This window comes from Streptomyces longispororuber, assembly GCF_014656095.1.
Classification (GTDB): Bacteria; Actinomycetota; Actinomycetes; order Streptomycetales; family Streptomycetaceae; genus Streptomyces; species Streptomyces longispororuber.
The window spans coordinates 1-22,518 of the sequence record NZ_BNBT01000146.1 but is presented as its reverse complement, the minus strand read 5'-3'; the positions used below and the strand labels follow the sequence as shown (position 1 = coordinate 22,518).

The 22,518-nt window shown below is 72.3% G+C and carries 18 protein-coding genes; 3 read left to right on the top strand and 15 right to left on the bottom strand.

Annotated features, from left to right (window positions below; translation table 11 throughout):
* Positions 1-360 precede the first annotated feature (360 nt).
* From aroB to IE330_RS31215, 9 genes are all read right to left on the bottom strand, one after another.
* Positions 361-1,452 carry a 3-dehydroquinate synthase gene (aroB, locus tag IE330_RS31255; RefSeq protein WP_190139539.1) on the bottom strand — a complete coding sequence of 364 codons (1,092 nt, stop codon included), beginning with the start codon at positions 1,450-1,452 and terminating at the stop codon, positions 361-363.
* Positions 1,449-1,931 carry a shikimate kinase gene (locus IE330_RS31250; RefSeq protein ID WP_190139540.1) on the bottom strand — a complete coding sequence of 161 codons (483 nt, stop codon included), beginning with the start codon at positions 1,929-1,931 and terminating at the stop codon, positions 1,449-1,451. The genes aroB and IE330_RS31250 overlap by 4 nt, the downstream gene beginning before the upstream one ends.
* Positions 1,932-1,960: 29 nt before the next feature.
* Positions 1,961-3,145 (bottom strand): chorismate synthase, encoded by a 1,185-nt coding sequence (gene aroC, locus IE330_RS31245; protein ID WP_190139538.1) that lies wholly within the window; start codon positions 3,143-3,145, stop codon positions 1,961-1,963.
* A gap of 136 nt (positions 3,146-3,281) precedes the next feature.
* Positions 3,282-4,112 carry a shikimate dehydrogenase gene (locus IE330_RS31240; protein WP_190139537.1) on the bottom strand — a complete coding sequence of 277 codons (831 nt, stop codon included), beginning with the start codon at positions 4,110-4,112 and terminating at the stop codon, positions 3,282-3,284.
* Positions 4,109-5,773, bottom strand: a complete 1,665-nt coding sequence (gene mltG / locus IE330_RS31235; protein WP_190139536.1) for an endolytic transglycosylase MltG — start codon at positions 5,771-5,773, stop codon at positions 4,109-4,111. The genes IE330_RS31240 and mltG overlap by 4 nt, the downstream gene beginning before the upstream one ends.
* A 125-nt stretch (positions 5,774-5,898) precedes the next feature.
* Entirely contained in the window at positions 5,899-6,363 is a 465-nt protein-coding gene (gene ruvX / locus IE330_RS31230) for a Holliday junction resolvase RuvX (RefSeq protein WP_190139535.1), read from the bottom strand.
* A complete protein-coding gene (alaS, locus tag IE330_RS31225) occupies positions 6,363-9,032 on the bottom strand; it encodes an alanine--tRNA ligase (protein ID WP_190139534.1) in 2,670 nt (889 codons plus the stop codon). The genes ruvX and alaS overlap by 1 nt, the downstream gene beginning before the upstream one ends.
* Positions 9,032-9,385 (bottom strand): DUF6167 family protein, encoded by a 354-nt coding sequence (locus tag IE330_RS31220; protein ID WP_190139533.1) that lies wholly within the window; start codon positions 9,383-9,385, stop codon positions 9,032-9,034. Before IE330_RS31220 ends, alaS begins: the two co-directional genes overlap by 1 nt.
* Before the next feature lie 7 nt (positions 9,386-9,392).
* On the bottom strand, positions 9,393-9,860 hold the full coding sequence (locus IE330_RS31215) for a DUF948 domain-containing protein (protein WP_190139532.1): 468 nt from the start codon (positions 9,858-9,860) through the stop codon (positions 9,393-9,395).
* Positions 9,861-10,054: 194 nt separating this feature from the next.
* On the opposite strand from IE330_RS31215, the gene IE330_RS31210 reads away from it, so the two are divergent.
* Positions 10,055-12,274 carry an ATP-binding protein gene (locus IE330_RS31210; RefSeq protein WP_190139531.1) on the top strand — a complete coding sequence of 740 codons (2,220 nt, stop codon included), beginning with the start codon at positions 10,055-10,057 and terminating at the stop codon, positions 12,272-12,274.
* A 22-nt stretch (positions 12,275-12,296) separates the two neighbouring features.
* Here the strand turns inward: IE330_RS31210 and rpsD are convergent, their stop codons facing one another.
* From rpsD to IE330_RS31185, 5 genes are all read right to left on the bottom strand, one after another.
* Positions 12,297-12,911, bottom strand: a complete 615-nt coding sequence (gene rpsD, locus IE330_RS31205; RefSeq protein ID WP_190139530.1) for a 30S ribosomal protein S4 — start codon at positions 12,909-12,911, stop codon at positions 12,297-12,299.
* Between the two features lie 336 nt (positions 12,912-13,247).
* Positions 13,248-14,603, bottom strand: coding sequence for a replication-associated recombination protein A (locus tag IE330_RS31200; RefSeq protein WP_190139529.1), 1,356 nt, complete (start codon positions 14,601-14,603; stop codon positions 13,248-13,250).
* A 102-nt stretch (positions 14,604-14,705) separates the two neighbouring features.
* Positions 14,706-15,347 (bottom strand): vitamin K epoxide reductase family protein, encoded by a 642-nt coding sequence (locus IE330_RS31195; protein WP_190139528.1) that lies wholly within the window; start codon positions 15,345-15,347, stop codon positions 14,706-14,708.
* A 175-nt stretch (positions 15,348-15,522) separates the two neighbouring features.
* Positions 15,523-16,785, bottom strand: a complete 1,263-nt coding sequence (gene hisS / locus IE330_RS31190; protein ID WP_190139527.1) for a histidine--tRNA ligase — start codon at positions 16,783-16,785, stop codon at positions 15,523-15,525.
* A gap of 15 nt (positions 16,786-16,800) precedes the next feature.
* Positions 16,801-17,523 carry an MBL fold metallo-hydrolase gene (locus tag IE330_RS31185; protein WP_190139526.1) on the bottom strand — a complete coding sequence of 241 codons (723 nt, stop codon included), beginning with the start codon at positions 17,521-17,523 and terminating at the stop codon, positions 16,801-16,803.
* Between the two features lie 229 nt (positions 17,524-17,752).
* Here IE330_RS31185 and IE330_RS31180 point away from each other — a divergent pair, with 229 nt between their 5' ends.
* Both IE330_RS31180 and IE330_RS31175 read left to right on the top strand, forming a co-directional pair.
* Positions 17,753-18,580, top strand: coding sequence for a peptidylprolyl isomerase (locus IE330_RS31180; RefSeq protein ID WP_190139525.1), 828 nt, complete (start codon positions 17,753-17,755; stop codon positions 18,578-18,580).
* A gap of 179 nt (positions 18,581-18,759) precedes the next feature.
* Positions 18,760-19,992: a DUF349 domain-containing protein gene (locus IE330_RS31175; protein WP_190139524.1), complete on the top strand. Its 1,233-nt coding sequence runs from the start codon at positions 18,760-18,762 to the stop codon at positions 19,990-19,992.
* Between the two features lie 69 nt (positions 19,993-20,061).
* On the opposite strand, the gene IE330_RS31170 is transcribed toward IE330_RS31175, so the two are convergent.
* Complete coding sequence (locus IE330_RS31170; protein ID WP_229926059.1) at positions 20,062-22,506, bottom strand: RelA/SpoT family protein; 2,445 nt, start codon at positions 22,504-22,506, stop codon at positions 20,062-20,064.
* Positions 22,507-22,518 lie beyond the last annotated feature (12 nt).

Genomic DNA, 22,518 nt, shown 5'->3' with positions numbered 1-22,518 from the left:
GGGTGCGGCGCGCCGGGCCCCGGGGTCTGGAGCGGCTGCTGGGGCGCGGGGACGGGGGCGAAGCCGGCGGGCGCCGCCGTGAAGCCCGGGGCGGTAGCGGTCCCATGGGTGCCCGGGTGGGGCGCGCCCGGGGACCACCCGGTGGCCGGTCCGTGCCCCGGCTGAGGGGGCGGCGGCAGCGGAGACCCCGCGACGTGCTGCATCCGTTGCCACTCCGTCTCGTGCGACTCACCTGGTACGGGCGGCCGGGCCACCCGTACCGAACGGTACCGTCCCCGGCCGACGTTGTGTGAACGGCCGGGGGCGCCGCGAAGTGCCCGTGGCTTGTTCGCGTCGCCCGCCGGCGCGCCCCGCGGTCGGTCAGTCCGCGACTTCGCCGTACGCGGCGAGCAGCACCGCCGGATCCGGCCCCTCCAGGACCGTCGGCTTGGCGAGACCGTCGAGGACGATGAAGCGCAGCAGGTCGCCACGGGACTTCTTGTCGACCTTCATGGTCTCCAGGAGCTTGGGCCACTGGTCGTAGCGGTAGCTGAGCGGCAGCCCCACGGATGCGAGGACCGTGCGGTGCCGGTCGGCGGTGGCGTCGTCGAGGCGTCCGGCCAGACGGCCGAGTTCGGCCGCGAAGTGCATGCCGACCGCGACGGCCGCGCCGTGCCGCCACTTGTAGCGCTCGTTCTTCTCGATGGCGTGCGCCAGCGTGTGCCCGTAGTTGAGGATCTCCCGGCGCCCGGACTCCTTCAGGTCGCCGGAGACGACCTCCGCCTTCACCCGGATGGAACGTTCGATCAGCTCGGCGGTGTGGGGCCCGGCGGGCGTGCGGGCGGCCTCCGGGTCGGACTCGATCAGGTCGAGGATGACCGGGTCGGCGATGAAGCCGGCCTTGATGACCTCCGCGAGGCCGGAGACGTAGTCGTGGACCGGGAGCGAGTCCAGCGCCGCCAGGTCGCAGAGCACGCCCGCGGGCGGGTGGAAGGAGCCCACCAGGTTCTTGCCCTCGGCGGTGTTGATGCCGGTCTTGCCGCCGACCGCCGCGTCCACCATGCCGAGCACGGTCGTGGGTACGGCGATCCAGCGCACCCCGCGCAGCCAGGTCGCGGCCACGAACCCGGCCAGGTCCGTGGTGGCGCCGCCACCCACGCCGACGATCACGTCGGTGCGCGTGAACCCGGACTGGCCGAGCGCCTTCCAGCAGTACGCCGCGACCTCGGCGGTCTTGGCCTCCTCGGCGTTGGGCACCTGGATGGCCACGGCCTCGTACCCCTGGTCGGCCAGGTCCTGGCGCAGCGCGTCGCCGGTCCCGGCCAGCGCCTCGGGGTGGACCACGGCCACGCGCTTGGCCGCGGGGCCGATCAGACCGCCCAGCTCGCCGAGGAGCTGCCGCCCGACGAGCACCTCGTACGGCTCGGTGCCCGCCGTGCCGCCGACGTGGATGCGGGTGACTTCCTCGCTCATGCTTGCTTCAACTCCAGTGCGTCAAGGACCGCCCGTGCGACCTCTTCGGGGGTGCGGCCGTCGGTGGCCACCACGGCGCGGGCGACTTCTTCGTACAGGTGGCGGCGCGCGTCCATCAGTTCGCGCCACTGCTTGCGCGGGTTGACGGCGAGCAGCGGGCGCGCCACGTTCAGGCCGGTCCGCCTGACCGCCTCCTCGACGTCCATCGAGAGGTAGACGACCGGGTGGGCGGCGAGCAGCGCGCGGGTGCCCTCGTCGAGGATCGCGCCGCCGCCGAGCGCGAGGACGCCCTCGTGCCCGGCGAGCGCGGCCCGCACCGCCGCCCGCTCCAGCTCACGGAAGTACGGCTCGCCGTCCTGGACGAAGATGTCGGAGATCTCCCGCCCCTGCGCGGCCACGATGTCGGCGTCGGTGTCGCGGTAGTCGGTGCCGAGCAGCTCGGCGAGGAGCGCGCCCACCGTGGACTTGCCGACCCCCATGGGGCCGACGAGGACGATCCGCGGCCCGGTCACCGGATCTGGAGGTGCTCGAGGTACGACTCCACGTTGCGCCGGGTCTCCGGCACGCTGTCGCCGCCGAACTTCTCCGCGACCGCGTCCGCGAGGACCAGCGCGACCATGGCCTCGGCCACGATCCCGGCGGCCGGGACCGCGCACACGTCGGAGCGCTGGTGGTGGGCCTTGGTGGCCTCGCCGGTGACGACGTCGACCGTGGCGAGCGCGCGCGGCACCGTCGCGATCGGCTTCATCGCGGCGCGGACGCGCAGCAGCTCGCCGGTGGTCAGGCCGCCCTCGGTGCCGCCGGAGCGGCCGGTGGCGCGCCTGATGCCGTCCTCGGTGGCGACGATCTCGTCGTGCGCCTTGGAGCCGGGCACCCGGGCGAGCCCGAAGCCGTCGCCGACCTCGACGCCCTTGATGGCCTGGATGCCCATGAGGGCGGCGGCCAGGCGCGCGTCCAGGCGGCGGTCCCAGTGCACGTGCGAGCCGAGCCCGACGGGGACGCCGTACGCGAGGACCTCGACCACACCGCCCAGGGTGTCGCCGTCCTTGTGGGCCTGGTCGATCTCCGCGACCATCGCCTTCGACGCGTCGGCGTCGAGGCAGCGCACCGGGTCCGCGTCCAGCTTCTCCACGTCGGCCGGGGTCGGCAGGACGCCGTACGGCGCCTTGGCGGCGGCCAGCTCCACGACGTGGCTGACGATCTCGATCCCCGCCGTCTCCTTCAGGTACGAGCGGGCCACCGCACCGAGCGCGACGCGGGCCGCGGTCTCGCGGGCGGAAGCCCGCTCCAGGACCGGGCGGGCCTCGTCGAAGCCGTACTTCTGCATGCCGGCTAGGTCGGCGTGGCCGGGGCGCGGGCGGGTCAGCGGCGCGTTCCGCGCCAGCTCGGCCAGCTCGGCGGGGTCCACCGGGTCGGCCGCCATGACCTTTTCCCACTTGGGCCACTCGGTGTTGCCCACCATGATCGCGACGGGCGAGCCCATGGTGAGGCCGTGCCGCACGCCGCCGATGAAGGTGATCTCGTCGCGCTCGAACTTCATCCGGGCGCCGCGTCCATAGCCGAGGCGCCGCCGGGCCAGGTGGTCCGCCACCATCTCCGTGGTGACGGGCACGCCGGCGGGAAGTCCCTCCAGCGTGGCGACAAGTGCGGGTCCGTGGGACTCCCCAGCGGTCAGCCAGCGCAACCTGCTCAACGGTGCTCCTCATGCTCGCGCCTGGAACTGCGACGGCGCGACCGGGTGCGCGGCCCTGGCCCGCCACCCCCGATCCTCCCACGTCCAAGGGCGCACACAGCCCCGCGGTCCATCAGGCGGACGCCCGCGGCACGGATCAGCGCCCGGCGAGCGCCCGTTCGCCCGCGGTGCGCATCGCGTCCAGCGGGGCGGGCGAGCGCCCCGTCATCTGCTCGACCTGGAGCACGGCCTGGTGCACGAGCAGGTCGAGGCCGCTGACGACCGCCCCGCCGTACGCCGACCAGCGGGCCGCCAGGTCGGTGGGCCACGGGTCGTAGAGCACGTCGAAGAGCGTGGCGGGCCGCTCGGGCACGGCGTGGGACAGGGCGTCCGTGCTGCCCGCCGGGGTGGTGGCGATCACCAGCGGCGCGTGCAGCGCCTGCCCGGCGTCCGCCCAGTCGGCGGTGCGCACCTCCACGTCGAGCCGCTCGCCCCACTGCCGCATCTCGGCCGCGCGGTCCGCGCTGCGGACGTACGCCACGACCTCGCCGGTGCAGATCCGCGCCAGGGCGGCGAGCGCGGAGGACGCGGTGGCGCCCGCGCCGAGGATCGCGGCGGAGCCGACCTCCTCGATGCCGCGCTCGCGCAGGGCGGCGACCATGCCCGGGATGTCGGTGTTGTCGCCGGTGAGACGTCCGTCGTCCGCCCGGACGACCGTGTTGACGGCCTCCACGGACGCGGCGGTGTCGCTGACCTCGTCCAGGAGCGGGATGACCGCGCGCTTCAGCGGCATCGTCAGGGACAGCCCGGCCCACTCCGGCCCCATCCCCGCGACGAACCCGGGCAGCGCCGCCTCGTCGACCTCGAAGCGGTCGTACGACCAGTCGGCGAGGCCCAGCTCGGCGTAGGCGGTGCGGTGCAGCACCGGTGAGAGGGAATGAGCGATCGGCGAACCGAGGACCGCGGCCCGACGCTGGTGCGCGCTCACTGTCCGTTCTGCTCCTTCAGGTATTTCTCGCGGTTCTCGTTCTGTTCCTCGTTCGTCTCCGCGAAGAGCGTCTTGTCCTCGCTGACGGAGACGAAGTAGTACCAGTCGCCCTCGGCCGGGTGCAGCGCGGATTTGATCGCGACGTCACCGGGATTGCCGATCGGCCCGGGCGGCAGACCCTTGATCTTGTACGTGTTGTACGGGTCGTTGATCTTCCGCAGGTCGTCGACGGAACCGATCGCGAGTTTCGACTGGCCCTTGAGGTAATTGACCGTCGAGTCGAAGTCGAGCAGGCCGTACGTCTCGGTGTTGCCGGGCTTGAGACGGTTGTAGACGACCGTCGCGACCTTCTCGAAGTCGTGCTTGTACTTGCCCTCGGCCTGCACGAGGCTCGCGACCGTGACGACTTCGAGCGGGTTCTTCAGGTGCAGCCGCTGCGCCGCGGACTGGACGCCCAACTCCTCGTACTTCTCGGCGGCTTGGGTGACCATCTTCTTCAGGACGTCCTGGGGCTGCTGGCCCTTGGCGACCGGGTAGCTGGACGGGAAGAGGAAGCCCTCCAGCGGGTCCTTCACGTCGGGCTTGACGTTCGCCGCCGCCCACTGCGGGAGGCCGAGGCTCTTCCATTCCTTGTGGGCCACGCTCTTGGTGGTGCCCGGCGCCAGTTTCAGCCGCTCGTCGATCTGCTCGTACACCCAGATGTTCCGGCGGCCCTCCGGAATGATGAGGTTGTTGCGGCTCTTCGGGCTGAGCATCAATTCGACGGCGGAGGCCGCCGACATCTGTTTGTTCAGGGTGTAGACGCCCGCCTGGATCTTCTGGCCCTCGGGGTTCTTGCTCTGCGCGGAGACGAAGGCGTCGACGCTCTTGACGACACCGGCGCTCTTGAGCGCCTGCCCCATATGGGTGCCGCTCCACCCCTTTTCGATGGTGACGGTCGTCTTGGTGTCGATGCCGTCGCCCGCGTAGTCCGGGGCCGTGCCGAAGCGGTCCTGGTAGAACTGGTAGCCGAAGTAGCCGACGCCGCCCAGGCCGCCCGCGAAGACCACGGTGACGACCAGGCAGGCGAAGCCGTTGCGCCCTTTCCTGTTCTTCTTGCCGCCCCGGCCGCGCCGCTCGCTGCGGCCGCCGCGCCCCGGACCGTCGTCGTCCTCGTCGTCGCCGCCCGCGAAGAAGGCCTCCTCGCCCTGGTCGGGGCCCGGGTCCCAGCCGGTCTCCGGGTCGGGCTCGGTCGCCGGGCGGCGGCGGGACGGCGGCTCCGGCGGCGGATACGCCTCGGGCGTGCCGTAGAAGTCCGGGCGCTCCTCGCCGTACGCGGCGGGCTGCCCGTAGGGGTCGGCCGGATCACTGCCGTAGGGGACCTGGCCCTGCCGGCCGCCGTCCCAGCCGCCGTCGTGCGGCTGCCCGGTCCCTTCGTACTGCGCCTGCAGGGGGTCGTACCCCTGCTGCCGGCCGTAGGCCTGCTGCTGTCCCGTGTTCCAGTCGCCGTACGGCGGCTGCGGGTGGTCCTGCTGCGACTGCTGCGGGTGGTGCTGCCCCTGGCCGCCGTAGGGGGACGGGCCGCCGTGCGGGGCCTGCTGTCCTCCCCATCCGCCGTCCCCGTACAACGGGTCCTCCGGATGCCACGGTTCGGAGCCTTGGCCCCGGCCATACTCAGTCATCGATCCCCTACGAGCCGCGAGGCGGGGGCCGCCGCCTGGATCCCAGGCCAACCGTCCCGCCTCTTGATGCTGTGCGGCGGCTGTTCGAACGCCGCCGCACCGCGCGGAACGTTACCGTATCGCGATCAGATGACCACTTCGACGCCCTCGCCCGGAGGCGCCCCTGACGCCCGTTCGGACTCCAGGGCCTGCTGGAGGATGATCACGGCGGCTGCCTGGTCGATGACAGACCTGCCCTTTTTGGACTTCACGCCGGAGGCGCGCAGGCCCTGGCTGGCGGTGACTGTGGTCATCCTCTCGTCCACGAGCCTCACCGGAACGGGGGCGATGCCCGTGGCGAGCTCCTGGGCGAAGGCGCGGACCTTGACGGCGGCCGGGCCCTCGCCCCCCTTGAGGGAGCGAGGGAGGCCGACGACGACCTCGATGGGCTCGTACTCCTCGACCAGCAGGCGCAGCCGGCGGTGGGCGGCCGGGACGTCCCGCCCTGCCACCGTCTCCACCGGCGTGGCGAGGATCCCGTCGGGGTCGCACGAGGCGACCCCGATCCGGGCGTCCCCGACGTCGATCGCCAGGCGTCTGCCGCGACGCATCAGGCGGTCTCGCCGACGAGGCGCTCGACGGCGGCGACGGCGTCGCCGATCGCGGCCACGTTCTGGCCGCCGCCCTGGGCGACGTCGGGCTTGCCGCCGCCTCCGCCACCGAGGGTCTTGGCGGCGGTGCGGACCAGGTCACCGGCCTTGAGGCCACGCTCGCGGGCGGCCTCGTTGGTGGCGATGACCGTCAGCGGCTTGCCGTTGGCCGAGGTGAACAGGGCGACCACGGCCGGGCGGTCGCCCGGGATGCGGCCGCGCACGTCGAGGACCAGCTTGCGCAGGTCGTCGGCGCCGGTGCCGTCCGGGACCTGGCCGGTGACCAGGGCGACGCCGCGCACGTCCTTGGCGCCCTGGGCGAGGCCGGCGGCGGCCGCCAGGACCTTCTCCGCGCGGAACTTCTCGATCTCCTTCTCGGCGTCCTTCAGCTTGGCGAGCATGCCGGAGATCTTCTCGGGCAGCTCCTCCGGGCGGCCCTTGACGAGCTCCTGGAGCTGGGCGACGACCGTGTGCTCCCTGGCCAGGAAGTGGTACGCGTCGACGCCGACCAGGGCCTCGATGCGGCGTACGCCGGAGCCGATGGAGGACTCGCCGAGCAGCTTGACCAGGCCGAGCTGGGCGGTGTTGTGCACGTGGGTGCCGCCGCACAGCTCCTTGGAGAAGTCGCCGATGGTCACCACGCGCACGCGCTCGCCGTACTTCTCGCCGAACTCGGCGATGGCGCCGGCCTTCTTGGCCTCGTCGATCGACATGACCTCGGCCTGGACGTCCAGCTCCCGGGCGAGGACCTCGTTGATCTTCTGCTCGACGTCCGTCATGACGGCGGTCGGCACGGCGGACGGCGAGCCGAAGTCGAAGCGGAAGCGGCCCGGCTGGTTCTCGGAGCCGGCCTGGGCGGCCGTCGGGCCGAGGGCGTCGCGCAGCGCCTGGTGCGTGAGGTGCGTGGCGGAGTGGGCGCGGGCGATGGCGCGGCGGCGGGCCACGTCGATGGTGGCCTGGGCGGCGGCGCCGACCGTGACCTCGCCGACCTGGACGACGCCCTTGTGGACGTAGACCCCGGGGACCGGCTTCTGGCAGTCGCGGACCTCGACGACGGCGCCGGTGTCGAGCTTGATGCGGCCGGTGTCGCCGATCTGGCCGCCGCCCTCGGCGTAGAACGGCGTACGGTCCAGGACGATCTCGACCTCGTCGCCCTCGGTGGCGGCCGGGGACGAGACGCCGTCGACGAGGATGCCGACGACGCGGGACTCGCCGTGGGTGTGGGCGTAGCCGATGAAGTCCGTGGCTCCGGCGGCGTCGGCGATCTCGCGGTAGGCGCCGAGGTCCGCGTGGCCGGTCTTCTTGGCCTGGGCGTCGGCCTTGGCGCGCTCCCGCTGCTCCTTCATCAGGCGGCGGAAGCCGTCCTCGTCCACGGACAGGCCCTGCTCGGCGGCCATCTCCAGGGTGAGGTCGATGGGGAAGCCCCAGGTGTCGTGGAGCAGGAACGCCTTGTCGCCGGGGAGCACGGCGGAGCCGGCGGCCTTGGTCTCGGAGACGGCGGTGTCGAGGATGTTGGTGCCGGCCTTGAGGGTCTTGAGGAAGGCGGCCTCCTCGGCGAGCGCGACGGTCTCGATGCGCTTGCGGTCCTCGGCCAGCTCCGGGTACTGCTGCCCCATCGTGGCGATGACGACGTCCAGGAGCTCGGCGACGACGGGACCGGTGGCGCCGAGGAGGCGCATGTTGCGGATGGCGCGGCGCATGATGCGGCGCAGCACGTAGCCGCGGCCCTCGTTGCCGGGGGTGACGCCGTCGCCGATGAGCATCGTCGAGGTGCGCATGTGGTCGGCGACCACGCGCAGGGCGACGTCGGTGTCGTGGCTCGCGCCGTACGAGACGCCGGTGAGCTCGGTGGCCTTGTCGATGACGACGCGCAGGGTGTCGGTCTCGTACATGTTCCGCACGCCCTGCAGGATCATCGCGAGGCGCTCGAGGCCGAGGCCCGTGTCGATGTTCTTCGACGGCAGGTCGCCGAGGATCGGGAAGTCCTCCTTGCCCTGGCCGGCGCCGCGCTCGTACTGCATGAAGACCAGGTTCCAGATCTCCACGTAGCGCTCGTCGTTGACGGCCGGGCCGCCCTCCTCGCCGAACTCCGGACCGCGGTCGTAGTTGATCTCGGAGCAGGGGCCGCAGGGGCCGGGCACGCCCATGGACCAGAAGTTCGGGCCCATGCCGAGGCGCTGGATGCGCTCGGCGGGGACGCCGATCACGTCGCGCCAGATGCGCTCGGCCTCGTCGTCCTCCTGGTAGACCGTGATCCAGAGCTTCTCCGGGTCGAGGCCGTAGCCGCCGTCCGCCACGGAGCTGGTGAGCAGCTCCCAGGCGAGCTTGATGGCGCCTTCCTTGAAGTAGTCGCCGAAGGAGAAGTTGCCGCACATCTGGAAGAACGTGCCGTGCCGGGTGGTCTTGCCGACCTCTTCGATGTCCGGCGTGCGCACGCACTTCTGGACGCTGGTGACGCGCGGGGCGGGCGGCTTGGCCTCGCCGAGGAAGTAGGGCTTGAAGGGCACCATGCCCGCGGGGACGAGGAGCAGCGTCGGGTCGTCCGCGATCAGCGACGCCGACGGCACGACCTTGTGCCCACGCTCCTCGAAGAAGCTCAGCCAGCGGCGACGGATTTCAGCCGACTCCATCAGTGGTCCTCATTCCGGTTGTACGAGTACGTCGTGTCCGTCGTGTTCGCGAGGGACTTGGGGTGCTTGGAGGTGTGGTTCTCGACGATCGCGAGGCGGCGCTGGGCGGGCAGCTCGGGGTCGACCGGGGCGTTCAGGCCGAGGGCGTCGCCGAGCTCCGCCTCGCGTTCGGCCATGCCGTCGCGGATGTCGAGCGCGAAGTCCTTGAGCCGGTGCCCGGCCTCGATCGCCTTGTCGGCGGCCCGGGCCGCGAGGCTCTCGGGGGTGAGCTGCTTCAGCTTGCGATTGACCTTGGTGGTGGCCCAGACGCCGGCGGCCGCGCCCGCGGTGAACCAGAACGTACGTCGGAACATCGCTGCGTCAGTCCTTCTTGTCCCTGGGGGTGCGGTCGGTGCGGTCGGCGCGCTCGGCGCGCCTGCTCCGCCGTGCGGACGACAGGGTGCGGCCCACGATCACCGTACGGCGGGGCGGCTTGGCGGGTGCGTCCTTGCGGCCGATGGCCCGGCGCACCCCGTAGCCGAACGCGGCGACCTTCACGAGCGGTCCGCCGAAGGTGGAGGCCACGGTCGTGGACAGCGCCGACGCGTTCGACGTCACTTCCTGGACGTCGGAGGCGATGGCGTCCACCCGGTCGATCTGCGTCTGCGCGGAGCGCACCGCCGTCGAGGCGTCGGCGAGCAGCGGAACCGCCTGCTCGGTCACGTCCGCGACGAGCTTGGTGGTCGCCCTGAGCGTCTGCGCCAGCCTCGCCAGCGCCACCGCCAGGAAGGAGACCAGAATCGCCCAGAAGACGGCCACCAGGATCCCGGCCACCTCTCCACCGGACACAGTGCACCGCTCCCTGAGACACCGCCCTGGATTCCAGGGTCGTCGAACGTCGAAAAGTCGTGCTCCGACCCTATCGCGCCGGGGCCCCGGCTCCGTACCGCATTACCGCACGCGGCACTTGGGGCGCCGGGTGCCGGAGGGGTTCCCCGGACCGGCTGTACGGACCGCGCACGCCTGAGTACGCTCCGTAAGACATGCGACACCCTGAGCACCCCGAGGCCCACGGGAGGGACTCCGCGGCCGCCGGTCCGCGGCCCTCCCGCCCGGGCCCGCCGGCCTCCCCGGGAAACCTCCCCGCCGAGCTGACCGCGTTCGTGGGGCGCGCCGCGGAGCTGGCCGCCGTGACGGCGGCCCTGGCCGAGACCCGGCTGGTCACGGTGACCGGGACGGGCGGCGTCGGCAAGTCGCGGCTCGCGGTGCGGGCGGCCGCCGCCCTGCGGCCGCGCGACGGGGCCTGGCTGGTGGAGCTCGCGGGGGTACGGGACCCGGAGCTGGTGGCGCACGCGCTGGCCGGGGCCCTGGAGCTGACGGACCACACCAGCAGGCCGCCGCGGCAGGTGCTGCTCGACCGGCTCGCGGGCCGGGAGCCGCTGCTCGTGGTGGACGGCTTCGAGCACCTGGTGGCGGCGACGGCCTCGCTGGTCGGGGAGTTGCTGCGGCGCTGTCCGGGCCTGCGCGTGCTCGCCGCCGGGCGCAGGCCGCTGGGCACGGCCGGTGAGCGGGTGCTGCCGCTGGCGCCGCTGGCCGAGCCGGAGGCGGTGGCCCTGTTCGCCGACCGGGCGGCGGCCGCGGTGCCCGGTTTCACCGTGGAGGGGGCGCACCGCGCGGAGGTCCTGGAGCTGTGCCGCCGCCTGGAGGGCATCCCGCTCGCCCTGGAGCTCGCGGCGGGGCGGCTGCGCGCCCTGTCCCCCGGGCAGCTCCTGGCCCGCCTGGACGACCGGTTCCGGCTGCTGACCGGGGCCCGCCCGGACGGCCCGGCCCGGCACCGGACGCTGCGGACGGCGATCGGCTGGAGCCACGAGCTGTGCACGGCACGGGAGCGGCTGCTGTGGGCGCGTCTCTCGGTGTTCTCCGGGCCCTTCGACCTGGAGGCGGCCGAGTACGTGTGCGGCGGCGAGGGGCTGCCCGCGGACGAGGTGCTCGACGTCCTGGACGAGCTGCTCGCGCAGTCGGTCCTCACCCGCGAGGAGAGCGTGGCGGGTGTGCGCTACCGCATGCTGGACACGGTCCGGGCGTACGGCGCGGACTGGCTGCGCGCCACGGGCGACATGGCGCGGATGCGGCGCCGCCACCGCGACTGGTACCTGGGCCTGGCCACGTGGTGCGAGCTGGAGTGGTTCTCGCCGCGCCAGGCGCGGGTGGCGGCCCTCGTCGCGTGCGAACTGCCCGATCTGCGGGCCGCGCTGGAGTTCTGCCTGACGGAGCCGGAGGAGACGCACCTCGGCCTCCACCTGGCGGGCACGCTCTGGTTCTGCTGGGTGGGCTGCGGGCGGCTCGCGGAGGGCAGGCACTGGCTGGACCGGGCGGTGGAGCTGGACGGCGGCGGGCCGGGCCGCGAGGCGTCACGGCTGAAGGCGCTGTGGGTGCTCGGCTACGTGGCGATCCTCCAGGGCGACACGGTGCCGGCGCTGCGCGCGCTCCAGGAGTGCCGGGACACCGCCGAGCGCGTGGGCGACGCCGTGGCGGCCGCGTACGCCGTGCACCGCCTCGGCTGCCTGGCGCTGGTGGGCGACGACATGCCGCGCGCGGAGCGGCTGCTGCGCTCGGCCCTCCAGGAGTACCGGCGGCTCGGCGAGCTGAACAGCAACGTGCTGATGGCCCGGGTGGAGCTGGCGATGGCGCTGGCCTTCCAGGGGGAGCTGGAGGCCGCCGTGGAGCTGTGCGAGGACGTGCGCGAGGTGTGCGAGGAGCACGGGGAGCGCTGGGCCCTCGCCTACGCGCTGTACGTCCTGGGGTACGCGGCCTGGACCCGGGGCGAGCCGGACCGCGCGCGCGAGCTGGTCGCCCGCTGCCTGGAGCTGGACCACGCGTTCCACGACCTGCTGGGCACGGTGCTCGCGGTGGAGCTGCTGGCCCTGTTCACGGTGGCGGAGGACGCGGCGGAGGCGGCGGTGCTGCAGGGCGCGGCGTCGCGGCTCTGGCGGTCGGTGGGGCTGCCGCTGTTCGGCGCGCGGTACTTCGGCGGGCCGCACGCGCGGTGCGCGGAGCGGGCCCGGGAGCTGCTCGGCGAGGAGGGGTACGCGGCGGGGCTGCGCACCGGGGCGCTGCTCGCGCCGGACGCGGCGGTGGCGCGGGCCCTCGGCCGGGCCCCCGCGGCGGAGGAGGGCCGGGCCGGGCGCGGCCGCGCACCGGCCCCGTACACGGACGAACCCGCCGCCTCCCCGAGCCGCAAGGGCGGGGAGACGGCGGGCTGAGCCAGGTGAGGCTACGTCCGGGTCAGCGGGCGTAGTACTCGACGACGAGCTGCTCGTCGCAGATCACGGGGATCTCCTTGCGGTTCGGCTCGCGGTCCAGGCGGAAGGCCAGGGCCTTCAGGTTGACCTGGAGGTAGCGCGGGGTCTCGCCGTCGGCGGCGAAGCCACCCTCGCGCGCGACCTCGAACAGCGGCTTCTTGCGGCTGCGCTCGCGGACCATGACGACGTCGTCCGGCTTCACGCGGAAGGACGGCTTGTCGACCTTGTGGCCGTTGACCTCGATGTGGCCGTGGACGACCATCTGGCGGGCCTGGTAGATCGTGCGGGCGATGCCCGAGCGCAGGACCAGGGCGTCGAGACGGCGCTCCAGCTCGACGATCAGGGCCTCACCGGTCTTGCCCTGGACCTTGGAGGCACGCTCGTAGGCGCGGACGAGCTGGCGCTCGGACACGTCGTACTGCGCGCGCAGACGCTGCTTCTCGAGCAGACGGACCTTGTAGTCCGAGTTCTGCTTGCGGCCGCGGCCGTGCTCGCCCGGCGGGTAGGGGCGGGCCTCGAAGTACTTGACGGCCTTCGGGGTCAGCGCGATGCCGAGGGCACGCGACTTCTTGACCTTGGGGCGGGACTGGTTCGGCATGAACCAAACACCTCTGTTTTCTGTACGTGATCGGCTTCACCAGGGTTAGGGGAGGTCACATCCGCAGCCCGGGAAACCACGCGGGTCCTCGACGGACCCGCCCGGCAGCCGCTCCTGGGTCTGGGCACTATGTGCAGCACGCGAGTGGCCCACCGACCGCTTCCCCTCGGGGGACCCGTGGGGATGGTGGTGGGCTGCCCGCGACACCTTCGACGGTGCGCGACGCTCCTGGAGATCCCCGCCCTGGGGCCGGGCCTCCGGCTGGATGTCCCGCTCTGGTGTGCCGGTACGGGACCGGACACGGGACGCAGCGCTTCGGGAGATTCTACAGGCTGCTCAGGACCGCTTGCGACCGAGGTGCTTGCGGGTCCACTCCACCGCGTCCGCGTACCGCGCCTCGGCGCCGTGGCGGGTCGGGGTGTAGTACTCGCGGTCGGTCAGGGCGTCCGGGGCGTACTGCTGGGCGGCGATGCCCTCGGGCAGGTCGTGCGGGTACACATAGCCCTGGGCGTGGCCGAGCTTGGCCGCGCCCTTGTAGTGGCCGTCGCGCAGGTGGGGCGGGACGGGGCCGGCGTGGCCCTTGCGGACGTCCTCCAGGGCGGCGCCGATCGCGGTCGTCGCGGCGTTCGACTTCGGCGCGAGGGCGAGGGCGATCGTGGCGTGGCTGAGGGTGAGCGCGGCCTCCGGGAAGCCGATCATGGCGACGGCCTGGGCGGCGGAGACGGCGATCTGCAGGGCGTGGGGGTCGGCCAGGCCGATGTCCTCGCTCGCGGAGATCATCAGGCGGCGGGCGATGAACCGGGGGTCCTCCCCCGCTTCGATCATCCGGGCCAGGTAGTGCAGGGCGGCGTCCACGTCGGAGCCGCGGATGGACTTGATCAGGGCGCTGGCGACGTCGTAGTGCTGGTCGCCGGCGCGGTCGTACGTCACCGCGGCGCGGTCGACGGACTCCTCCAGGGTCTGGAGGGTGATCTCCGCCTCGCCCTTGGCGAGGGCCGCGCCCGCGCCCGCCTCCAGGGCGGTCAGGGCGCGGCGCGCGTCGCCGCCCGCGATCCGCAGGAGGTGGTCCTCGGCATCCTCGGGCAGGGTGACCGCGCCGCCGAGGCCGCGCTCCTCGGTGAGGGCGCGGCGCAGCAGGGCGCGCAGGTCGTCGTCCGTGAGGGGTTCGAGGGTCAGCAGCAGCGAACGGGAGAGCAGCGGGGAGATCACCGAGAAGTACGGGTTCTCCGTCGTCGCCGCGATCAGGGTGACCCAGCGGTTCTCGACGGCCGGGAGCAGCGAGTCCTGCTGGGCCTTGCTGAAGCGGTGGATCTCGTCGAGGAAGAGGACGGTCTCCTTGCCGTGGCCGCCCATCGCCCGGCGCGCCCCGTCGATGACCGCGCGGACCTCCTTGACGCCCGCAGTGATCGCGGAGAGCTCCACGAAGCGCTTGTTCGTCGCCTTGGAGACCACGTACGCCAGCGTCGTCTTGCCGATGCCGGGCGGGCCCCACAGGAACACCGAGGACGGCCCCGCGGGCCCGCCCTGGCCCTCCCCCACGAGTCTGCGCAGCGGCGACCCCGGCCGCAGCAGGTGCTGCTGGCCGACGACTTCGTCGAGGGTGCGCGGGCGCATCCGGACGGCCAGGGGACTGCTCGCCGGGTCCTTCTCCTGGCGGTCCTCGGCGGCGGCGGTGAACAGGTCGGGCTCCACGTCGGAAACCCTATGCCACCCCACTGACAATCAGGCCGGGGCCACCGGTCCGGGCACACAGGCCCGGGGCACACAGGCTCCGGGCACACAGGCCCCGGGCACTCAGGACCAGAGGTCCGCGCCCCACCGCGTGAGGATCAGCATGGCGATGACACCGACGTGCATGACGGGCAGCGCCCACGTGAAGTCCTCGAAGAACGTCTTCAGCCAGCCCGGCGCGGGCAGGAAGCCGTTGCGGACGTTGAACGAGGTCACGTACCAGAACATGAGGATGGTGGCGACCCAGGCCAGGCAGCACCACAGGCACAGCGCGTTGATCCGGTACAGCGACTGGAACTGCAGCCAGGTGCAGAAGCCGACACCGAACAGCGTGCCCGCGTTGAGGGTCAGCCAGTACCAGCGCGGGAAGCGCGCCCGGCCGAGCAGGCTCATGCCCACGCCGATCACGACGGCGTAGGCGGCCAGGCCCAGCATCGGGTTCGGGAAGCCGAACACCTCGGCCTGGTCGCTCTTCATGATGCTGCCGCAGGCGACGACGGGGTTGATGCTGCACCCCGGCTGGAAGTCCGGGTCCTTCAGGAGCTCGAACTTGTCCAGCGTGATGACCCACGACGCCAGCAGACCGGCCGCGCCCGTGATCACCAGCAGCAGCGCGAACGCCCGGCTCCCGCCGACGGAACCGGTCCCGTCCTCACGGTGCTCGCCGCCGGCGGCACTGTCCTTCACTGGCAGCTTCACTGACATCGGTTCGCTCATCACGCCGTTTCCGTCGCTCGTGGGTGGCCCGGGGCAGGGTCATTGTGCCGCAAGCTCCTGTGAGTCCACCGTTGGGCGGACACAAGGGGGCCCGCAGGGGGGCGGACGGCGAAGGGGCGGGGCGCGCCGAAGCGCCGCCCCGCCCCCTGTGTCCGCTGCCGGGCTAGCCCAGCTTGCCCTGGAGCACGGCCACGATCTCGTCCACCGCGACCGCCTCCTGCTCGCCGGACTCCATGTCCTTGAGCTGGACGACGCCCTCGGCGAGGTCGCGCTCGCCCGCGACGATCGCGAACCGCGCGCCCGAGCGGTTGGCCGCCTTCATCGCCGCCTTCAGGCCCTTCCCGCCGTACGAGAAGTCCGCCGCGACCCCGGCCTTGCGCACCTCGGTGACCTTGGCGAAGAGCACCCGCCGCGCCTCCTCACCGAGCGGCACCGCGAACACGCTGGTGGCGGCGGGCAGGTCGAGGGCGACGCCCTCCGCCTGGAGGGCGAGGACCGTGCGGTCCACGCCGAGCGCCCAGCCGACGGACGGCAGCGCGGGGCCGCCGATCATCTCGGAGAGGCCGTCGTAGCGGCCGCCGCCGCCCACCGCGGACTGCGAGCCGAGGCCGTCGTGCACGAACTCGAACGTGGTGCGCGTGTAGTAGTCGAGACCGCGGACCAGCTTCGGGTCGTCCTCGTAGACCACGCCCGCCGCCGTCAGGAGCTCGCGCACCTGCTCGTGGTACGCCTTGCAGGCGTCGCACAGGTAGTCGCGCAGCAGCGGGGCGCCGACGAGCTGCTTCTGGACGTCGTCGCGCTTGTCGTCGAGGACCCGCAGCGGGTTGATGTCGATGCGGCGCCGGGTGTCCTCGTCCAGGTCGAGGCCGCGCAGGAAGTCCTGGAGCGCGGCGCGGTAGACGGGGCGGCACTCCTTGTCGCCGAGCGAGTTCAGCAGGATGCGGAACTGGCTGAGGCCGAGCGAGCGGTACGCCTGGTCGGCCAGGATGATCAGCTCGGCGTCGAGCGCGGGGTCCTCGGCACCGATGGCCTCCGCGCCGACCTGCGAGAAGTGGCGGTAGCGGCCCTTCTGCGGGCGCTCGTAGCGGTAGTACGAGCCGGAGTACCAGAGCTTGACCGGGAGGTTGCCCGCCTTGTGGAGGTTGGCCTCCAGGGCGGCGCGCAGCACGGAGGCGGTGCCTTCGGGGCGCAGGGCGAGCTGGTCGCCGCCGCGCGTCGTGAAGGAGTACATCTCCTTGTTCACGATGTCCGTGGACTCGCCGACGCCGCGTGCGAACAGCTCGACGTTCTCGAAGCCGGGGGTCTCCACGTAGCCGTACCCGGAGTTGCGCAGCGGTGCCGCGATGGCCTCGCGCACCGCGAGGTACGTCGCGGAGTCGGGCGGCAGGAGGTCGTACGTGCCCTTGGGGGCCTTGAAGGTGCTCACTTCAGAAGTCTCTCGTCACATTCCTCGTCGGGGCGCGGACGTGGGGTCCGCGTCCCCGCCTGGACGGCCGGCGGCCACCTGCCGCAGATACGGGTTGGTGGCGCGCTCCTGGCCGATGGTCGTCTGGGGGCCGTGGCCCGAAAGCACCACGGTCGAGTCGTCGAGCGGCAGGCACACGCGGGCCAGCGACTCGAGGATGTCGGCGTGGGAGCCGCCGGGCAGGTCGGTGCGTCCGATGGAGCCGGCGAAGAGCAGGTCGCCCGAGAAGAAGACCGAGGGGATCTCGGCGGTCTCGGGCAGCCGGAAGGTCACCGACCCCTTGGTATGGCCCGGGGCGTGCGCGACGGTGAGGTCAAGACCGGCGAGGCTCAGGTGCGCCCCGTCCGTCAGCTCCCGCACGTCGTCGGGCTCCCCGACGGTCAGCTCGCCCATGAGCTGCGCCCCGATGGAGCGGCCGAGGGCCTTCTCCGGGTCGGTCATCATGTACCGGTCGTCGGGGTGGATCCAGGCGGGCACGTCGTGGGCGCCGCAGACCGGCACGACCGAGGCGACGTGGTCGAGGTGGCCGTGGGTCAGCACCACGGCGACGGGCTTGAGCCGATGCTTCTCGAGTGCTTCCTCGACGCCCGGGGCGGCCTCGTGCCCCGGGTCGATGATCACGCACTCCTCGCCGGCGGCGGGGGCGACCAGGTAGCAGTTGGTCCCCCAGGCCCCGGCGGGAAACCCGGCAATGAGCACGGTCGTCCTTCGTGTCGTCGTACGGCGGAGTCGGCAGCGGAGATCGCGGCGGGTCAGAGCCTACCGGCGCTGCCGATTCCACAGGTAACCCATATACGGTACGGGCACGCACGGCCCCTTCCGGCCGTGCGCCGAGGACGACGGACGACGTAGGCGCGCGTACGGGCACGTACGAGGGCGCGTACGGGATGTACGAGACGACGCATGAGACGTTCGAGGAGTGGGCCCGGTGGTCAGCCAGCAGCAGCGGCGTAAGCAGCTCGCACGGGAGAAGCAGTTGCGGCAGCAGGCGCGGCGGGAGGCCGCGCGGCGCCGGCGGCGGACGCGCAACGCGGTGATCGCGGGCGCGCTCGCCGTGGTGGTGGCGGGCGGCGCCGTGTCGTACGCGGCGGGCGCCTTCGACGACGGCGGATCCTCGCGGGACGAGGCGGACGCGAAGCCCACCCCGAGCAAGCCCGCGGACCCCTGCCGCAAGCCCGCCCCGGGCAAGGTCAAGCCGCTCAGCTTCGCGAAGGAACCGCCGCTGACGATCGACAAGTCCGCCTCGTACACCATGAAGCTGTCCACGACGTGCGGCGAGATCGACCTCGCCCTGGACGCGGCGAAGGCCCCGCGCACCGTCAACTCGTTCAACTTCCTGGTCAACAAGGGCTACTTGGACCACACCCGGTGCCACCGCCTGACCACCGGCGGCCTCTACGTCCTGCAGTGCGGCGACCCCAAGGGCACCGGCGAGGGCACCCCGGGCTACACCGTCCCGGACGAGAACCTGAAGGACCCGCGCGTCAAGGGCAACGTCTACCCCGCGGGCACGGTGGCGATGGCGAACCGCTACGACCCCCGCAAGAAGAAGGGCCGCGACACCGGCGGCAGCCAGTTCTTCCTGGTCTACCAGGACAGTGAGCTGCCGCCCGACTACACGCCGTTCGGCACGATCTCCGCGTCGGGCCTGAAGGTGCTGAAGAAGATCGCCGCCGCGGGTGAGAGTTCCGGGCAGGGCGACGGGATGCCGAACGCGACGGTCGTCATCGACAAGGCGACCGTACGCACGTCCTGACGCCGGAGCGGGGCGCGGACCGAGGGCGGCCCTCCGGCGAAACCCGAGCGCGAGCGGCGAATTTCGCTGGCGCTGGATGCGGACAGCCGCCCCGCCGTTCGCCTATGTTGGCGGTGACGAAACTGTGGACGATGCCGGGGGCCCGTGGCCTTGTGCAGGCATCATGTGGAGGAGGCGCTGTGAGCAGCGACCCGTGGGGCCGCGTCGACGAGACGGGGACCGTGTACGTGCGTACGGCCGACGGCGGCGAGCGAGTGGTCGGTTCGTGGCAGGCAGGATCTCCCGACGAGGCCCTGGCCTATTTCGAGCGCAAGTACGACGGTCTGGTCGTCGAGATCGGACTTCTCGAGCGCCGGGTGCAGACGACCGATCTGTCCGCCAAGGACGCGATGACCGCCATCGACCACCTGCGTCAGCAGGTCGACGAGGCGCACGCGGTGGGCGACCTGGCCGCGCTGGGCAAGCGGCTCGACAAGCTGGTCGAACTGGTCGAGGCGCGCCGCGAGGAGCGCAAGGCGCAGAAGGCCAAGCAGTCGGACGAGGCACGGCACGCCAAGGAGGCGCTGGTCGCCGAGGCCGAGGAGCTCGCGCAGAGCGAGCAGTGGCGGGCGGCCGGGGAGCGTCTGCGGTCGCTCGTGGACACGTGGAAGGGGCTGCCGCGCCTGGACCGCAAGTCCGACGACGAGCTGTGGCACCGCTTCTCGCACGCCCGGTCGGCGTTCTCCAAGCGTCGCAAGGCGCACTTCGCGCAGTTGGACGCGCAGCGCGAGGAGGCCCGCAAGACCAAGGAGAAGCTGGTCGCGGAGGCCGAGGCGCTGTCGAACTCCACGGACTGGGGCCCGACGGCGGCGCGCTACCGCGAGCTGATGGCCGACTGGAAGGCGGCGGGCCGCGCCCAGCGCGAGCACGAGGACGACCTGTGGAACCGCTTCCGCGGCGCCCAGGACGTCTTCTTCGCGGCGCGCAGCGCGGTGTTCGCGGAGCGCGACGCCGAGCAGTCGGAGAACCTGAAGCTGAAGGAGGAGCTGGCCGAGGAGGCCGAGAAGCTCCTCCCGGTGACGGACCTGAAGGCGGCCCGTGCGGCCTTCCGCTCCATCAACGAGCGCTGGGAGGCCATCGGTCACGTCCCGCGTGACGCCCGGCCGAAGGTCGAGGGGCGGATGCACGCGGTGGAGCGGGCCCTGCAGGAGTCCGAGGAGGCCGAGTGGCGCCGGACCAACCCGGAGGCGCGGGCCCGCGCCGAGGGTCTGACCGGTCAGCTCCAGGCCGCCGTGGACAAGCTGAAGGGCCAGATCGAGGCCGCGCGCGCGGCGGGCAACACCGCGAAGGCGGACAAGCTCCAGAAGGAGCTCGACGGCCGTCAGGCGCTGCTCGACCAGGCGCTCAAGGGCCTGCAGGAGTTCGGCGGCTGACGCCCGCCCCGGACATGGGTCCGCCTCCGGCGCCGTGGCGCCGGGGGCGGACCCATGTCCGGGGCCGGGTCAGGGCCTGCGGGCCGACGTCACGCGGTACACGTCGTAGACGCCCTCCACTCCCCTGACCGCCTTCAGGACGTGGCCCAGGTGCTTGGGGTCGCCCATCTCGAAGGTGAAGCGGGAGGTCGCGACGCGGTCGCGGGAGGTCTGGACGGCCGCCGAGAGGATGTTCACGTGCTGGTCCGACAGGATGCGCGTGACGTCCGACAGGAGCCGGGAGCGGTCCAGGGCCTCGACCTGGATGGCGACGAGGAACACCGAGGACTGCGTGGGCGCCCACTCGACCTCGAGGATGCGCTCGGGCTCGCGGGACAGCGAGTCCACGTTGACGCAGTCGCTGCGGTGAACCGATACGCCACTGCCGCGCGTGACGAAGCCGATGATGGGGTCGCCCGGCACCGGGGTGCAGCAGCGGGCCAGCTTCACCCACACGTCGTCGACGCCCTTGACGACCACGCCGGGGTCGGCGCTGGAGCGGCGCTTGGAGCGGCTGCGGCGCGCGGGCGGGGCGCTCTCGGCGATGTCCTCGTTGGCGGCCTCCTCGCCGCCGAGGGCCTGCACGAGCTTCTGTACGACGGACTGCGCGGTGACGTGGCCCTCGCCGATGGCGGCGTACAGCGACGAGATGTCGGGGTAGCGCATCTCGTGCGCGAGCGTGACCAGGGAGTCGCCGGTGAGGATGCGCTGGATGGGTAGGTTCTGCTTGCGCATGGCGCGCGCGATGGCGTCCTTGCCCTGCTCGATGGCCTCCTCGCGGCGCTCCTTGGAGAACCAGGCGCGGATCTTGTTGCGCGCGCGGGGCGACTTGACGAAGCCGAGCCAGTCGCGGCTCGGGCCCGCGCCGGCCGCCTTGGAGGTGAAGACCTCCACCAGGTCGCCGTTGTCCAGGGTCGACTCCAGCGGGACGAGCCTGCCGTTGACCCGGGCGCCTATGGTGCGGTGGCCGACCTCCGTGTGGACCGCGTAGGAGAAGTCCACGGGAGTGGCACCCGCGGGCAGCGCGATGACGTCGCCCTTCGGGGTGAACACGAAGACCTCGTTGCGCGACAGGTCGAAGCGCAGCGACTCCAGGAACTCGCCCGGGTCCTCGGTCTCCTTCTGCCAGTCGAGGAGCTGGCGCAGCCACGCCATGTCGTTGAGGTGGTCGTCCTTCTTGCCGGACGTCTTGGGCGCGTCGGTGCGCACCTTGGAGGCGCCGGCGACGGCCTCCTGCTTGTACTTCCAGTGCGCGGCGATGCCGTACTCGGCGCGGCGGTGCATGTCGAACGTCCGGATCTGGAGTTCGACGGGCTTGCCGTTGGGGCCGATGACCGTCGTGTGCAGCGACTGGTACATGTTGAACTTCGGCATCGCGATGTAGTCCTTGAACCGGCCGGGGACCGGGTTCCATCGCGCGTGCACGGTGCCGAGGGCGGCGTAGCAGTCGCGGACCGTGTCGACGAGGACGCGGATGCCCACCAGGTCGTAGATCTCCGCGAAGTCACGACCGCGGACGATCATCTTCTGGTAGACGCTGTAGTAGTGCTTCGGGCGGCCGGTGACGGTCGCCTTGATGCGGGCGGCGCGCAGGTCGGCCTGGACCTCGTCGGTCACTATGGCCAGGTACTCGTCGCGCTTGGGCGCGCGCTCGGCGACGAGGCGCACGATCTCGTCGTACATCTTGGGGTAGAGGATCGCGAAGGCGAGGTCCTCCAGCTCCCACTTGATGGTGTTCATGCCCAGGCGGTGCGCCAGCGGAGCGTAGATCTCCAGCGTCTCGCGGGCCTTCTTCTCCTGCTTCTCGCGCTTCAGATAGCGCATGGTGCGCATGTTGTGCAGGCGGTCGGCGAGCTTGATGACCAGGACGCGGGGGTCCTTGGCCATGGCGACGACCATCTTGCGCACGGTCTCGGCCTGGGCGGCCTCGCCGAACTTGACCTTGTCGAGCTTGGTGACGCCGTCGACGAGGAGGGCGACCTGGTCGCCGAAGTCGCGGCGGAGCTGCTCCAGGCCGTACTCGGTGTCCTCGACGGTGTCGTGCAGCAGGCCCGCCATCAGCGTGGCCGGGTCCATGCCCAGCTCCGCCAGGATCGTGGTCACGGCCAGCGGGTGGGTGATGTACGGGTCGCCGCTCTTGCGCTTCTGACCGCGGTGCCAGCGCTCGGCGACCTGGTAGGCACGCTCGATCTGGCGCAGCGTGGCGGTCTCGATCTTGGGGTCGTTGCTGCGCACTATCCGGAGCAGGGGCTCCAGGACCGGGTTGTACGGGTTGGAGCGCTGCACGCCCAGGCGGGCGAGGCGGGCGCGGACGCGGTTGGAGGACCCGGAGCGCTCCGGCTTGCCGGAGGCGGGGCGCGCCGCGGGCGGCGTGGCGCGGACCGGGGCCGGTGTGCCGGGCCGGACCTCGGGCGGCTGCGCGGCCTGACGCTGCCCGGCTTCACCGACGACACCAAGGCCCTGGACTGGCTGCACACGGAAGCGGCC

Excerpts from the sequence above, each read along its gene's own strand:
- aroB (WP_190139539.1), bottom strand. The coding sequence starts at position 1,452 with ATGAGCGAGGAAGTCACCCGCATCCACGTCGGCGGCACGGCGGGCACC.
- IE330_RS31250 (WP_190139540.1), bottom strand. The coding sequence starts at position 1,931 with ATGGGGGTCGGCAAGTCCACGGTGGGCGCGCTCCTCGCCGAGCTGCTC.
- mltG (WP_190139536.1), bottom strand. The coding sequence starts at position 5,773 with ATGACTGAGTATGGCCGGGGCCAAGGCTCCGAACCGTGGCATCCGGAG.
- ruvX (WP_190139535.1), bottom strand. The coding sequence starts at position 6,363 with ATGCGTCGCGGCAGACGCCTGGCGATCGACGTCGGGGACGCCCGGATC.
- alaS (WP_190139534.1), bottom strand. The coding sequence starts at position 9,032 with ATGGAGTCGGCTGAAATCCGTCGCCGCTGGCTGAGCTTCTTCGAGGAG.
- IE330_RS31220 (WP_190139533.1), bottom strand. The coding sequence starts at position 9,385 with ATGTTCCGACGTACGTTCTGGTTCACCGCGGGCGCGGCCGCCGGCGTC.
- IE330_RS31210 (WP_190139531.1), top strand. The coding sequence starts at position 10,055 with ATGCGACACCCTGAGCACCCCGAGGCCCACGGGAGGGACTCCGCGGCC.
- rpsD (WP_190139530.1), bottom strand. The coding sequence starts at position 12,911 with ATGCCGAACCAGTCCCGCCCCAAGGTCAAGAAGTCGCGTGCCCTCGGC.
- IE330_RS31195 (WP_190139528.1), bottom strand. The coding sequence starts at position 15,347 with ATGTCAGTGAAGCTGCCAGTGAAGGACAGTGCCGCCGGCGGCGAGCAC.